This is a genomic window from Anaeromicropila herbilytica, assembly GCF_016591975.1.
GTDB classification, from domain to species: Bacteria; Bacillota; Clostridia; order Lachnospirales; family Lachnospiraceae; genus Anaeromicropila; species Anaeromicropila herbilytica.
In genome coordinates this window covers 3,867,285-3,883,613 of sequence record NZ_AP024169.1, presented here as the reverse complement: position 1 = coordinate 3,883,613, position 16,329 = coordinate 3,867,285, and the positions used below count along the sequence as shown (strand labels likewise).

At 34.1% G+C, this 16,329-nt stretch carries 7 protein-coding genes and 1 other annotated feature; all 7 genes read left to right on the top strand.

What is annotated here, in order from left to right; genetic code table 11:
- Positions 1–72 precede the first annotated feature (72 nt).
- On the top strand, positions 73–687 hold the full coding sequence (rbr, locus tag bsdtb5_RS16725; RefSeq protein ID WP_271713114.1) for a rubrerythrin: 615 nt from the start codon (positions 73–75) through the stop codon (positions 685–687).
- A 201-nt stretch (positions 688–888) separates the two neighbouring features.
- Positions 889–1,141 (top strand) — a binding site (T-box leader).
- 104 nt (positions 1,142–1,245) lie between these two features.
- The gene (leuB, locus tag bsdtb5_RS16720) at positions 1,246–2,331 is read left to right on the top strand and encodes a 3-isopropylmalate dehydrogenase (protein WP_271713113.1); all 1,086 of its coding nucleotides are present in this window, start codon (positions 1,246–1,248) and stop codon (positions 2,329–2,331) included.
- 139 nt (positions 2,332–2,470) lie between these two features.
- Positions 2,471–4,141: a dihydroxy-acid dehydratase gene (ilvD, locus tag bsdtb5_RS16715; RefSeq protein WP_271713112.1), complete on the top strand. Its 1,671-nt coding sequence runs from the start codon at positions 2,471–2,473 to the stop codon at positions 4,139–4,141.
- Between the two features lie 75 nt (positions 4,142–4,216).
- Positions 4,217–5,899, top strand: coding sequence for a biosynthetic-type acetolactate synthase large subunit (ilvB, locus tag bsdtb5_RS16710; RefSeq protein WP_271713111.1), 1,683 nt, complete (start codon positions 4,217–4,219; stop codon positions 5,897–5,899).
- Positions 5,900–6,294: 395 nt separating this feature from the next.
- Complete coding sequence (locus bsdtb5_RS16705) at positions 6,295–7,188, top strand: DMT family transporter (RefSeq protein WP_271713110.1); 894 nt, start codon at positions 6,295–6,297, stop codon at positions 7,186–7,188.
- 144 nt (positions 7,189–7,332) lie between these two features.
- Positions 7,333–7,914 carry a DUF11 domain-containing protein gene (locus bsdtb5_RS16700; protein ID WP_271713109.1) on the top strand — a complete coding sequence of 194 codons (582 nt, stop codon included), beginning with the start codon at positions 7,333–7,335 and terminating at the stop codon, positions 7,912–7,914.
- A 206-nt stretch (positions 7,915–8,120) separates the two neighbouring features.
- On the top strand, positions 8,121–16,196 hold the full coding sequence (locus bsdtb5_RS16695) for a DUF7507 domain-containing protein (protein WP_271713108.1): 8,076 nt from the start codon (positions 8,121–8,123) through the stop codon (positions 16,194–16,196).
- The last annotated feature ends 133 nt before the right edge of the window (positions 16,197–16,329 follow it).

Genomic DNA, 16,329 nt, shown 5'->3' with positions numbered 1-16,329 from the left:
ATTAATGAAATTAGAAATGAATATGATACGAAGCTTATTAAGTAATCATGTTGAAGAAATAGGAGGAATCGTATGTCAGTATCGTTAAAAGAAAGCAAAACAAAAGAGAATCTACTTCGAGCATTTGCAGGTGAAAGTCAAGCAGCAAATAGATATACGTTTGCAGCTAATGTTGCGAAAAATAATAAATTGCATTTAGTTGAAGAAGTGTTCTTGTTTACAGCCAATCAAGAAAGAGCACATGCAAAAGTATTCTTTGATCACCTAAAGGAAGTTGCTGGTGAGAACATCTATATTGATGGTAACTTTCCAGTAGATATTTCAGATGATATTGTATCTTTATTGAATAAAGCAAAGCACAATGAATTTGAAGAGTTTGAAGATGCGTATCCTAACTTTGCAAAAATAGCAAAAGAAGAAGGATTTGCACAGATTGCTGCAAGTTTTGAATTAATTGCAAAGGTTGAGAAGACGCATGGAGAACGTTTCGGTTTCTATGCTAAGATGCTAGAAGAAAATAAACTATATCAATCAGATACAAGTGGAATCTGGATGTGCTTGAATTGTGGGCATATAGTTACGGGAAACAAAGCACCAGAGATATGTCCTGTTTGCCAATATGATCAAGGATATTTTGTACCAATTGAATATGCTCCATATTCTGATAAAGCAATGCTTGGACTATAAGAAAAGTTAAATATCATATTACTGAGCTAGTGTGAAAAAAAGGCGCTTCACACGTTGAATTTAGGTCTGCGAGCAAGTCGCAGACATGGACGCTAGTGTGAAATACACTAAACTTTCACACTAGCTTATTAAGAAAAAATAGTAAAAAACATATTGACATATATAAGAAAAACGCTTATAATTACTTTAACTTAATGCAGTGTAAAAGCAATGATAAGGAGGAGTACATACTAATCCGAAGCCAAGAGAGAAGATGGTTGGTGAGAATCTTCATGAAGATAGTATCGAAGTAGCCTTTGAGCTTTGAACCGAACAGATAATCTAAGTAGGCTTCAACGGACATTTCCACCGTTATAGGGAAGACAATATCGGAAGAACTTTACCTGTATTGTAATGAGAGCAGAGATTTATCTCTGAAATTAGGTGGTAACACGGACTAATGTTCGCCCTATATAAGCAATGCTTGTGTAGGGCGTTTTTTTATACTTATTTGGATCAATCAAAGGCTGCTTAACTAAAATTGATTATAAGAACCCTAGAAAGAGAGAGGATGATACGATGAACTATAAGATAGCATTAATTCCAGGAGACGGTATTGGACCAGAGATAGTAAGGGAAGCAACTAAGGTGTTAGATAAAATAGGAGAGCTTCACGGACACTCATTTTCTTATACAGAAGTTCTAATGGGTGGAATCTCAATTGATAAAACTGGAGTCCCTCTAACAGAGGAAGCACTAAATACTGCAAAAGCAAGTGATTCTGTCCTCTTAGGTGCAGTAGGTGGCAATGTTGGTCAGTCTAATTGGTATACTCTACCTCCGAATCTAAGACCAGAAGCAGGATTGTTGGCAATTAGAAAAGGACTGAATCTCTATGCAAATATCCGCCCAGCAGTTCTATTCGATGAACTAAAAGGAGCATGCCCATTAAAGGATGAGCTTATAGAAGGTGGATTTGACTTTGTAGTAATGAGAGAGTTAACTGGCGGACTTTATTTTGGAGAACGTCATACCACTACTGAAAATGGAATTAGAAAAGCAACGGATACCTTAACTTATGACGAAGTTGAGATAAGAAGAATCGCAAAATGGGCATTTGAGATTGCAAGAAAGAGAAATAAGAAAGTATGCAGTGTTGATAAAGCTAACGTTCTTGATTCTTCAAGATTATGGAGAAATGTTGTGAAAGAAGTTGCAAAAGAGTATGAAGATGTAGAGTTAAGTGATATGCTAGTTGATAATTGTGCAATGCAACTAGTCAAAGATCCAAAACAATTTGATGTTATTTTGACTGAGAATATGTTTGGTGATATATTATCAGATGAAGCAAGTATGGTAACTGGTTCTATTGGTATGCTAGCTTCTGCAAGTCTAGGTGATACCAAGTTAGGTCTATATGAACCAAGTCATGGATCTGCTCCAGATATTGCTGGACAGAACAAAGCGAATCCAATTGCAACCATTCTTTCAGTCGCTATGATGCTTAGATATTCTTTTGATCTGGAAGTGGAAGCTGATAAGATAGAAGCAGCAATCAAAAGTGTGTTACAAAAAGGATACCGTACCATTGATATCATGTCCGAAGGGAAGACTCTCGTTGGAACAATAGAAATGGGCGATTTAATAGTGAATGAATTGGTATAAAAATACAGACTGAGAGGAATGTTATTCAATATACACAGTTTAAGTTGAGAAAAACTTTTGAAACTCTAATCAACAACTAAGATAGTAGATAGAATACGAAGATAAAAATAGAAAATCAAATAGAAAAGGTGGTAATGATATGAGAAGTGATTCAGTAACAAAAGGTATGCAACAAGCACCACATCGTTCCTTATTTAATGCCCTTGGATTAACAAAAGAAGAGATGGAAAGACCATTAGTAGGTATCGTAAGTTCTTATAATGAGATCGTTCCTGGGCATATGAATCTTGATAAAATTGTAGAAGCTGTGCGTATGGGAGTGGCTATGGCTGGTGGAACCCCTATTGTATTTCCAGCAATTGCAGTGTGTGATGGTATTGCGATGGGACATCAAGGAATGAAATATTCCTTAGTTACAAGAGATTTAATAGCTGATTCAACCGAAGCAATGGCAATGGCTCATCAATTTGATGCTTTAGTAATGGTACCAAACTGTGATAAGAATGTACCTGGGCTATTGATGGCAGCAGCTAGAGTTAATATTCCAACCGTATTTGTAAGTGGTGGACCAATGCTTGCAGGTAAAGTAAAGGGATGCAAGACTAGTCTATCTAGTATGTTTGAAGCAGTTGGAGCTTATGCAGCAGGAACAATGACTGAAGAAGATGTAGAAGAATACGAGAATAAAGTATGTCCAACTTGTGGTTCATGTTCTGGTATGTATACAGCAAACAGTATGAACTGTTTAACCGAAGTATTAGGAATGGGCTTAAAGGGAAATGGAACAATTCCAGCCGTATATTCTCAGAGATTAAAACTTGCAAAGCAAGCTGGTATGAAAGTAATGGAATTATTAGAAAAGAACATTAGGCCAAGAGATATTATGACAGAAAAAGCATTTTTAAATGCGCTAACTGTTGATATGGCACTCGGATGCAGTACGAATAGTATGTTACATTTACCAGCAATTGCTCATGAAGCTGGAATTGATCTTAACTTAGATAAAGCAAATGAAATCAGTGCAAAAACTCCTAATCTATGTCATTTAGCACCAGCAGGCCATACTTACATGGAAGATTTAAATGAAGCCGGCGGTGTATATGCGGTAATGAATGAGCTAATGAAAAAAGATTTAGTATATACAGACTTAATTACTGCAACAGGTAAGACGGTTTATGAAAATATTAAAGATTGTAAGAATATAGATCCAGAAGTAATACGTCCAATTGAACAGCCATATAGTGAAATAGGTGGTATTGCAGTATTAAAAGGTAACCTTGCACCAGATTCTGCAGTTGTAAAACGTTCAGCAGTAGCACCAGAGATGATGAAACATGAAGGTCCTGCTAGAGTATTCGACTGCGAGGAAGACGCAATTAAAGCAATCAAAGATGGAAAGATTGTATCAGGAGATGTAGTTGTTATTCGTTATGAAGGACCAAAGGGTGGACCTGGTATGAGAGAAATGCTTAATCCTACCTCAGCAATTATGGGTATGGGACTTGGTTCAAGCGTAGCATTAATAACAGATGGACGTTTTAGTGGAGCATCTAGAGGAGCTTCTATTGGTCATGTCTCACCAGAAGCAGCAGTTGGTGGAAATATTGCATTAGTACAAGAAGGAGATATCATTCAGATTGATATTAATGCGAATACACTAAACTTTGTAATCTCTGACGAAGAATTAGAAGAGAGAAGAAAAGCATGGAAGCCAAAAGAAGATAGAAAATTAACAGGTTACTTGGCTCGTTACGCAGCACTCGTTACATCAGGCAACCGTGGTGCAATCTTAGAAGTGCCAAAATATTAATTCTAAAAAAAGACCCCTGATTTATACTTCGCCAAAGGCGACAGATGGGAGCAAGAATAGAAAGGTAGGTAATGTATGAGAGAGTTAACAGGTTCTGAAATAGTAATAGAATGTTTAAAGGAACAAGGTGTAGATACTGTATTTGGATACCCAGGTGGTTCTATTCTAAACATATATGACGCACTTTATAAGCATCAGGATGAGATTACGCATATTTTAACATCGCATGAACAAGGGGCATCCCATGCAGCTGATGGATATGCAAGAGCCACAGGAAAGGTGGGTGTATGTTTAGCAACCTCTGGACCTGGAGCTACCAATCTTGTAACAGGAATAGCAACAGCATATATGGATTCAGTACCTTTGGTTGCCATAACAGCAAATGTAGGAGTAAGTTTACTTGGTAAAGATAGTTTTCAAGAAATTGATATCGCTGGCGTAACGATGCCAATTACAAAGCATAATTTTATCGTAAAAGATATCACTAAGTTAGCGGATATTTTAAGAAGAGCATTTAAGATAGCACGTACAGGACGTCCTGGGCCAGTTTTAGTTGATATTCCAAAAGATTTAACAGCTGCAGTAACTGAGTATACACCAGTATCAATTGAGCCAATTAAGAGAATTACAGAACAGATTACTGATGAAGATATAGAGACTGCTCTTCATTTAATTCGAGAAGCAAAAAAACCATATATCTTTGTTGGTGGTGGAGCCATTATTTCAGAGGCTTATGAAGAGTTAAAAGAATTTGTAGAGAAAGTGCAAGCACCTGTTGCAGATACTTTAATGGCAAAAGGTGCATTTGACGCAACACACCCTTATTACACAGGAATGTTAGGAATGCATGGAACAAAAACATCGAATTTTGGAGTTACACAATGTGACCTTCTTATTACAATTGGCGCAAGATTTAGTGATCGTGTTACAGGAAATGCTAATAAATTTGCAGCAAATGCAAAAGTACTTCAATTTGACGTTGATCCAGCAGAAATTAATAAAAACATATTAACATATGCCAGTGTAAAAGGTGACGTAAAGAGTATCTTACAAATACTTAATGAAAAACTAGAAAAACAAGACCATACCGAATGGCTAGATTGGATTCAAGAGTCAAAAGAAAAGTACCCATTAAAATATAAAGATACTATACTTTCTGGCCCTGCTATTATCGAGAAAATCTATGAGTTAACCAAAGGCGATGCAGTTATCACAACAGAAGTAGGTCAACATCAGATGTGGGCTTCTCAATTTTATCAATATACGAAACCAAGAACCTTTATCACCTCTGGTGGTGCTGGTACTATGGGATATGGCCTTGGCGCATCCATTGGAGCAAAACTTGGTAGGAAAGATAAAACCGTAATCAATATCGCTGGAGACGGCTGTTTCCGTATGAATATGAATGAGATTGCAACAGCAGCAAGATATAATATTCCAATTATTCAAGTAGTTATAAATAATCATGTTCTTGGAATGGTAAGACAATGGCAGACGTTATTCTATGAAAAGAGATATTCGAATACGATTCTTAATGATGGTGTAGATTTCGTGAAATTAGCAGATGCTTTAGGAGCAAAAGGTGTTCGCGCTACAACAATTGAAGAATTTGAAGAGTGTTTCAAGGAAGCCTTGACATACAATAAACCAATTGTTATCGATTGTGTTATTAATGAGGACGATAAGGTATGGCCTATGGTAGCACCTGGAGCTGCAATCAACGAAGTATTTACTGAGGAAGATTTAAATAAAAAATAAAGCAAAGATTGATAACATATAATCAACTATGTTAAGCTAGGATAGAGAGTCTATAAAGATTCTCTATTCTAGCTTTTTATCTGGAATAGACATATATCTATAATATGATTCGAGAGTCAAAAGCCTTTCTTAACCTAGATTGTGTATATTGATGTATAATTATTAATTATGGCGTAGTCCGGCCGAAAGTATCGTTTATATTTTGTCAAGACTCAAAGTAAAAATAGGAACGTAAGTGAGTATTTTTGCTTGTTCTGAGGCTTGTAAAAAATATGATGCTTGAGGGAAAGGTAGCCAAAATTCATAATTATACAGCGATATACACTTAGTAAACTAAAATAAGGCTTTTTGACCCTCGAATCATAATATACATAAGGAAAGGCAAAGGTTTAACAATGACAGCGACATCTGAGAAACTTTATGGACATATTTTAGCAACAATAACCATCATAGTATGGGGAACAACTTTTATAGCGAGTAAGCTATTACTAGAAGAATATACACCCGTACAAGTTATGATTATGCGTTTTGTAATAGCATACGTAACATTGTTTGCTTTAAATCATAAGTTACAAAAAACATGTTGGAGAGAAGAAGGAATATTTCTATTATTAGCACTTACAGGTACAACGATTTATTTTTATTTTGAAAATAGAGCACTTACCATATCAAGTACGTCCAATGTAAGTATTCTGCTATCTGCAGCTCCTATATTAACAGCCATATTAGCTCATTTTTTAACGAAAGATGAGAAGATGAACAAAAGTATTGTACTGGGTGCGGTTATTGCATTATTTGGAGTAGCTCTTGTCGTATTTAATGGTACTGTCGTACTAAACTTAGATCCTGTAGGGGACTGTTTAGCAGTAAGTGCAGCGCTATGTTGGGCAATCTATTCGGTCATATTAAAGCATCATGTACATAAATATGATTCCATTTATCTGACACGTAAGGTCGTGTTTTATTCTATTATAACTACGCTTCCAATGCTTTTATTGGAAGGTGCTCCATTTTCGACGGAAGGGATAAAAAGACCCTCTTTTCTATTTTGTCTGATATTTCTTGGGGTATTAGGAAGTGGAATCTGCTATGTTGCATGGAATGTTGCAACGGTAAAGCTTGGTATTGTAACGACGAATAATTATATTTATCTTAGTCCATTTGTAACAATGGTTGTGGCGTGTATTATTCTTCATGAGAAGATAACGATTATGGGGATTCTAGGTGCTATTCTTATTATAGCTGGCGTAGTTGTGGCTGGAGGGAAGACGAAGACGCAAGAATCCTAATAGTAAAAGAGAAAAAGATGTATGAAGGCATCTTAGATATCATAGAATGATAGAAAACAGGAGTGGGATAGTATAAGAAAATTCATAAATATTGGAAGAAAGAGCAAGTTTCTATATATTCATGAATGAATCATTGGGTGAAAAATGCAAGTAGTGAATGAATGTAGAGTTGATTATAGCTATCGATTATCAATGGATAGCTATAGTATAAGTAAATCTATAATAAGTAATACTGTTTCAACTCAAATCATCATGGATCAACTGGAAGTTCATAAAAGAGTTAATAAAGACGTTACTTTTGCATATGACATCTTAACGTATACCATTCTTATTCAGAATAATAGTAATGTAAAGATTAAGAATGCATATTTTTATGATGACATTCCTACAAGACTTAAATATATTAAGAACTCATTTCTTGTGAATGGTAATATAATAGAATGTATCAATTTAAATAAAGGTATTTATATTGGTGATGTTTATCCTAATCAATGCATTGATATTAAGTTTAAAGTTTTAGTATTACCACAGCAGCAGGGAGAAATAAGGAATACCGCGTTAGTAAAATATGATTATATCTATCATATTGAGAGAAAGCCAATTGCAATCTATAAAAAAAGTAATCTAACTACTGTAATGTATACTGGAGAAGAAATACAGAAGATTGCATTTATGGATAGCATACTTTTATATTTCATGATCCGATTCATTAGAGACAATTTATGATTATAACCTATATTTTATCAAGATAAGCTAGTGATGTTGAGGAGAAATAAGGAAAATTCCTCAAGATATCGCTGGCTTTTTTTATCGGCGCTTTACATCTAATTCTGAAACTTAAGAGTGACAAGTCACCAATCAATAGAATCAGATATATCATAGAATAGAGCATTTTAGAATAGAATTATGACTTAATTAGTAGGAGGTAGATTATGCCCTTATTGCAACATTTTACAACCATTGATAAAGCAATTCTAGTAGCGACGGGCAATAGTTTGGTTGTATGTGGTAGTACAACAGAACCATCTGTGAATACGTCAGATCTTATTAAATTAGATGGAACTACAACGAGAAATTGGACACAATCTGGAAGTGCTGCACATTTAGAAATCTTATCAAATAGTACAGTACTTTACGCAGAGTTAGTATGGTATTCATCAGTAAAAAGTAATGTAGTAGGAGCTTTAGATTTAAGAAGTATTGAGGATGGTACAATCAGTTTTCAGACTCCAAAAGGAACGTATTCCATTGTACCTGAATATGGGGAAAGTTATAAGGCTGATTCGGGGACGATTGATAGATACCGAGCAGCGAATGCTACAAACTATGTACAAGCTGCATTATCTGGGGAATACAGCGTATCAAAAGTACCAATTAGTGTTCCAAGTTCAGGATTAAGCAATACAAGAGCTGGATGGTCGTTATCGGTGATATACCGTAATGATAATTTTAAACCTCAAAAGATTATCTATTCTTCTGGAATTGCAATAGCAACGTCGAATACTCCATTGCAGGCAACAATATCAGGTTTTACAATGAGTTCTGAACTTGATAGTCTAAAAGGAAATATATTTATGGCTTGTGCAAATGGTGGTGTATTAAATGGTTACGAGGTAGTTGCAGTAGGACCTTCCTTTGCAGGGCTTAAAAATATAGGAAACTCTGTTCATTCACCAAGTGCTAATCCAGGAACTGCACCTAATAATCCAGGTAACAATTTTTTCGCTGGGATAATTAATGTTGTCAACCCAACCAGTTTAACAAATGGATTATTAAATATTGATGGTACTAATGGAACCAAAAACCATGATGGATTTGTACCAACTCAGACAATGGGAGCGAGAAATAAATGGGATATATCAAATGTTGACATATCAAAAACACTTGTAACGAATCAGACATTATTAGCTGGTCAAGTAACCGAAGAAACAATAGGTGACGGTGTACAGTTAGTAGCGTTAGGAGTGCAAGTATTATCAAAATCGCCAGATATGATCGCAACGATGGATGCCTATGATATTGACGGAGATAAAGAGTATAACATAGAGGTTGGAGAAACATTAGTATATAAGGTACAAATTCGTAATGACGGAGATATAGACGCTAACAATGTTACAATATCTAGTAACATTAATACAAGTACATCATTTATACCAGGATCTGTAGTTATTAACGGTAAGGAGAGCCAAACTGCCAATGTTATCGCTGGTATAAATCTAGGAACCATAGAAGCTAGAGGTATTGTTACTGTACATTTTTCTGTTAAGGTAAAGAATGTTCCGGTAGGTGGTAAGTTAAAACAGAATGCGGACTATAGTTATCAATTCACTTCTGGAGTTGATCGAATAACCAATACAGGAAAAACGAATGCGATTGAGTTAATTGTACAAAATGGTGAATTGAAAATCATAGAATCTGTTTCAAAAAATACGGCAAGCTTAAGTGATATTCTTACGTATACTGTGAATATTGAAAATGTTGGTACTGAATTAGCTAGAGAAGTGTTTTTCCAAGATAAATTAGATGCTTGTTCTAACTTTGTGCTAGATTCTGTAACAGTAGGGGGAATGCGTGTTCCAGGGCTTAATCCTGTTGATGGATTTCGTCTAGATGATCTAAGCGTAGGAAACCAGTTGGAGATTACCTTCCAGTCAAAAGTAATGTCTTTATCCGCTTCCACTAAAGTAATGAATCAAAGTGCTGTTACACATGGCTATATCTTTAATCAATATGGATATCTAAGAAGGAAAACGGAACTTAGCAATAACACCTTCGTGCAAATACAATATAGTAATGTAGTCGAAGAAAGATGTAATGACAACAACTATCCAAAGATAGGTGATAGGGTAGGTTATCAATTAGATTTAACGAATAACGGTAATATACCAGCGAATAATGTTCTCGTAAAAGAGCCTAATATTCCTGGGGCATCTTTTGTTAATGGTAGTTTAACGATTGATGAGATAGATTATCCTAGTCTTAACCCATTTGATGGATTTCATTTACCAGATTCAATTAATCCAGAAATGACAATAGAAGTTAAATATAAAGTCTTAGTAAATAGTTTGAATCAGGAAGATAACGTAGAGAATAAAGCCAAAATTCCTTTTAAATATGAGATTGTACCAGGAGAAACAATGATAACGTCTGAAAAAGATTCTAATATTGTTAATACGAAAGCAAACTTTGTATGTATGGATTTTATTAAGTTAGTGGATAAAGAGTATGCTGAGGTTGGCGATATTCTATATTATACAATCAGAATTACAAATCACGGTAATATAAGTGTGATTCAGAGTACATTTCTAGATGCCATTCAAGCAGAAGCATCATTTGTCACAGGAACTGTTACGATTAATGGTATCCCTTATACAGATTATAATCCTATTCAAGGTTTTGGTATTGGTACAGTGTGCCCAGAAGATACGGTAGAAGTTAGGTTTAAGGTAAAGGTGAATTCCCTACCAAGTCCAAATCGCATTGAGAATAAAAGTGAGATAATATATCAATATAAACCTGATCCTAATGGTAAAGCAGTGGTAGAAACTGGGTATAGTAATACCGTTCAAACAGTAATTAATCAAGCAAAGTATAGTATCGTAAAGAGTGTTGATAAGAGTTATGCTGGGTTAAATGATGCACTTATATATACCGTTACGATAACAAATACAGGAACTGTTACGCTAAAGGATCTGAAATTTTCAGACTATATTGGAACGTATATGGAATTCTATCCAAACAGTGTATATATTGATGGAATTAATTATAAGGACCTAAATCCAAGTACCCAATTTTCAATAAGCGATCTAAAACCACAAGAGGTTCATACAATATCCTTTGCTACGATTATTATTTCTAATCCTCCAGTAGGTTATATTTCCAATGTTTCAGAAGTGTTACTAACCTATCAAACGAACCCTAATAGTATGAAGATAACAAAGACAGAATTCTCGAACACTGCGATAACGTATGTTCCATATGCATCCGTGTCTTTAAAAAAAGAAGTTGATTATCAATATGCAACCGTTGGGGATATCTTAACGTATAAAATAACGGCAGCTAATGTTGGAAATACAGCAGCAGTTCAGACATTCTTAACAGATATCATCCCTGTGCAGGAGAGCTTTGTTACAGGGTCTGTATATGTAAATGGAGTAAACAAAACGGGATATAATCCAAGTACTGGATTTACCATAGGGAAACTTGAGATGGGGCAGGTTGTTACTGTCGAATTTAAAGCTACAGTAAATTCTGTGCCAGTACCAAATACCTTAACAAATGGAGCAAACTTAAGTTATAGTTTTTTCGTAGATCCAAATGGGCAACCAATTACCAAATCAACTACCAGTAATCTAGTAAGTACCATAGTCAATGAATATTCTGCATCCATCACCAAAACAGTGGATAAAGCTTATGCTACAGTGAATGATATCTTGAATTATTCCGTTGAAGTTCATAATACAGGAACTGTAGAGTTAAAGAATGTATTTTTTACAGATGTATTATCGAACGGTGGTAGTTTTGTTGAGGGTTCTGTTATTATAAACAGCGTTAGTAAATCAAATCTTAACCCAATTACTGGTTTCACTCTAGAGAATATTATGCCACAATCTACAGTAACAATTATTTTTCAGGTGAAATTAAATAGTGTTCCTTCCAGTAATAAGATTACCAATACTTCAAAGGTAAAATTCCATTATCAACTAAGTCCACTATTACCAGATGTCGAAGTTAGTTTAACCAGTAATACAGTGACGACCAATATTAATCAAGTAATCGTTACGAACACGAAAACAGTAGATAAAGTGTATGCTACCGTAAATGATAAACTAATCTATACTTCCATCATTCGAAATACTGGAAATACTAGCATAATAGATGCAGAATTTATTGATGTTATACCAGAACAAACCGTGTTTACTAGTGGTTCCGTTACGATTAATGGAACACCTTACAGAGATTATAATCCAAATCAAGGATTTCCGATTGGAGAAATAAGACCACTATCAGATGTAAAGGTAATATTTGAAGTTAGCGTTAATAGACTTCCAAGTGAAGGCTATGTATCCAATTCTTCAAATGTTAATTATCAATATAAGATAGATCCTAGTAAGCCAGCAACCATTGGAAGTATTACGAGTAATCCAGTTATAACCTATATTAAACTTGGCAGCATTACGATTACAAAATCAGCCAATCGTACCGTTATGAGATTATCTAATGAGGTAACCTATAGCTTTGTTGTCACAAATACAGGAAATGTTCCTCTTTCTAATGTATTTTTCCAGGATATAGTACAGAAAGAATCTGCTTTTCAAACGGGAACCGTATATATTAATGATCAAAATCAACAACAATATAATCCAAATACTGGATTTTCACTTGGTGATATACCAGTAGGGCAACTGGTTAATGTTCGGTTTAATGCTATTGTTAATGCAATTCCTACTGATAATAAATTACGAAATACGGCAAAGATTGATTATTCTTATTTCATTGATCCAAATGAAAGTCTAATTACAAAGAATACCACTTCGAATACTACAATAATTGATGTAAATGATACGATTGTGTCAGCGAATAAAACAGTAGATAAGGCTTATGCAAAATTAGAGGATACCATTAAATATACAATTATGGTCATCAATCAAGGTAATATCGCAGCACAGAATGTCATATTCAAGGATGTACTTGATGTGAACATTGTCTTTATAGAAGATTCCGTTTATATAAATGGAGTACAGAAAAAAGGATATAATCCAAATGCTGGATATATACTCTCTGATATTGCAGCGAATGGAACAACTAAAGTTGAATTTATGGCAACTGTAAAGAGTAGGCCAAAGAATAATATTATTTATAACTATGCTACTATTGATTATGATTATTTAGTAGGATCAGAACTAGTTGCAGCTACAATTAACACCAATACAACACAAACTTATCTGTCGATTGGTGAATTGACCATTACGAAAATGGTAGATAAATTATATGCAACGCTAAATGAAGATTTAACCTATACCATTTTAGTTAAGAATACAGGATCAGTAAAGGCTACGAACCTGAATTTGAAGGATTTGATTCAGGATGATGCTTCCTTTAACCTAGAAAGTGTAATCATTGATGGTACACCATATAATAATGTGAATCCAAATAGAGGAATTGTACTTACGGATTTAATGCCTGATCAGTCGCATAATATTCTATTTAGCGTTCATGTAAATCGAATTCCTGATCTTGGATTATTCAATAATAAAGCGGATATTACATTCACTTATCAATATACTCCAGATGATACGCCAATTACAATTACTACAACATCGAATCAAGTAACCACAATGATTAATTATGGTAATCTAGCTCTTACGAAAGAAGTAGATAAAAAGTATGCTACATTAGGAAATACCTTAAATTATACGGTTACTGTTGAAAATCAAGGGAATTCAGACTGTGTTGATGTATTTTTTCAAGATATCATAGGGACTAATGTAAGCTTTGTTACTGGAAGTGTAGTAATAGATGATATTAGTTATTCAGAATATAACCCAAATACGGGATTCTCATTAGGAGTTATTAAAGGTTATAAAAATAGAGTTGTGAAGTTTGCTGTAACAATTCAAACATTACCAACAGATTATACGATCTATAACTCCTCGAAGTGTAATTATAAATATGAGATTAATCCTATGAATCCACCAATAGTAAAAGAGAGTGTATCAAACACTGTTACAACAACAGTTAATATAGGATCGGTGATAGCTTACAAAACAGTTAGTAAAAGTTATGCAACCATAGATGATGTCTTAACTTACACTGTTATCGTTGAGAATAAAGGTAATACAATTGCAAAGAACGTGAATTTTAGAGATGTCATCTCTAATGGTATAAGTTTTGTTAATGGTTCGGTTATGATTAACGATACTTCTTATCCAACGTATCACCCATATTCAAGTTTTACATTAGGAAATATTCCTCCAGGAAATAAAGTAGTAGTATCGTTTGAGGTTGTAGTAACTAGCATTCCAATCCCGTCCATTGTTCGTAATACAGCGGATATAACATTTGCTTATCGCATTGATCCAAATGGTTCCGATATCATTGTTCAACTCAAATCAAATACGGTAACAACTCAGATAAATGTTGGTGTAATAAAGTTAACAAAGAGTGTAGATCTCTTATATTCTACCATAGGTGATGTGTTAACCTATAAAATAGTACTTCAAAATGTCGGCAATATAAGAGCGGAGCGTATTTATTTTACAGATAATCTACAATCAGATATTACGTTTGATGTAGGTTCTGTGCAAATAAATGAGGTATCGTATCCAGATTACAATCCGATAAAAGGATTTCCTGTTGAGAATATGGAGCCGTTAGATAGTGTTACCATCCTATTTACAGTCACAGTAACAAGCCTTCCATTAGAAAATAGTATATTAAATTATGCTCTTGCTACGTTTTCTTACAAGATTAATCCAGACGAACAATATTATAATAAGTCAACCCAATCGAACACTGTATATACGCTTATAATACTACCAAAACTAACGGCAGTAAAAGAGGTTGATAAAACGTATGCAACCTTACAAAATATACTTTATTATAATATCTTAGTGAAGAATGAAGGAAACAATACCTTATCAACATTGTTCTTCCAGGATTATTTGTCAGAGGGAGGAATTTTTACTGCTGGAACAGTAAAAATAGATTATATAAGTTATCCTAACTATAACCCAATAGACGGATTTAACCTACCAGACTTAATAGCTGGTGAGAATACGTTGGTACAGTTTAATGCTCTTGTGAATTCATTACCATTGCCACCAATTATTACGAATAAGTCAACTGCTAAGGGAGAATATAAGATAGATCCAGAAGGGGATAACTATTCAATTAATGCAACTTCTAATACGGTGTCTACAAACGTTAATATAGGTAGATTAAGCAATGTGAAAATGGTTGATAAGATGTATGCTAGAGTAGATGATACAATTACGTATACCTCAACGATAATTAATACAGGTAATGTAAACGCAACTAAGGTGTTCTTTTTTGATTATTTACAACCAGAGTGTAAGTTTATAACTGGAACTGTTAGTATAAACAATACTGTATATCCTGATTTAAATCCAACAGTAGGATTTGATTTACTTGATTTAGAACCAAATCAAAAAGTGATAGTTGAGTTTAGTGCGAAGATAAAATCACTTCCAACAACTTCCTTCATTGCAAATACTTCATCGGTACAATTTCATTATCAAGTTGATCCAAATGGAACTATTTTAACAAAAAATCAAATAAGCAATGAAGTAGTTACCAATATAGTATTAGGTAGGTTGAGCGTTGTTAAGAGTTTAGATAAGTTCATTGCGACTCTTGGAGATGAGATTCTGTATTCTATTCGAATAACGAATGATGGAAATGTAATGAATAGCAATATAGCATTTAAGGATCTTCCATCAGCAGGAGTATCTTTTAAGCCAGGAAGCGTAAAAATAAACAATGTAAGTAAACCAGATTATAATCCTATTACTGGTTTTAACCTAGATAATATTGATGTTGGTAATGTGGTTAATGTAACATTTACGGTAATTGTTGATATGGTTCCTGCTACCAATAAAGTTACCAACCAGGCTGTGATTAACTTTGAATATTTAGTAAATCCACAACAACAGCCATATAAGGATACTGCTTATTCTAATACAGTAACTACGAATATTTCTTATGGTAACTTAAAAGTAACAAAAGAAGTTGATAAACAATATGCAACCATAGGAGAGGGGTTAACCTATACTATCACAATCATTAATATTGGTAATATTGATGCTACTAATGTAGTCTTCCTTGATCCAACTCCTCATAATACCAACTTTGTATTAGGCAGTGTAACAGTAAACGGAACGTCTTATCCAGATTATAATCCAGAAGCTGGATTTCAACTAAATACTATGACCCCAGGTCAAATTATTAAGGTAGTATATAAAGTAAAAGTAATGGAATTATGTTAGTAATTTAAGATATATCTCTAGAATTCTTGTCTGTGAATTCTAGAGATATACTTTTTATACATACTTTTTGGATTGAATTGATAAAAAATTTTCTTATGCTATGTAATGAATATATGGTTTGGTTTCTTCATAT

Bases quoted from the DNA above. Each gene is read 5' to 3' on its own strand.
- rbr (WP_271713114.1), top strand. From the start codon at position 73: ATGTCAGTATCGTTAAAAGAAAGCAAAACAAAAGAGAATCTACTTCGA.
- leuB (WP_271713113.1), top strand. From the start codon at position 1,246: ATGAACTATAAGATAGCATTAATTCCAGGAGACGGTATTGGACCAGAG.
- ilvD (WP_271713112.1), top strand. From the start codon at position 2,471: ATGAGAAGTGATTCAGTAACAAAAGGTATGCAACAAGCACCACATCGT.
- ilvB (WP_271713111.1), top strand. From the start codon at position 4,217: ATGAGAGAGTTAACAGGTTCTGAAATAGTAATAGAATGTTTAAAGGAA.
- bsdtb5_RS16705 (WP_271713110.1), top strand. From the start codon at position 6,295: ATGACAGCGACATCTGAGAAACTTTATGGACATATTTTAGCAACAATA.
- bsdtb5_RS16700 (WP_271713109.1), top strand. From the start codon at position 7,333: ATGCAAGTAGTGAATGAATGTAGAGTTGATTATAGCTATCGATTATCA.
- bsdtb5_RS16695 (WP_271713108.1), top strand. From the start codon at position 8,121: ATGCCCTTATTGCAACATTTTACAACCATTGATAAAGCAATTCTAGTA.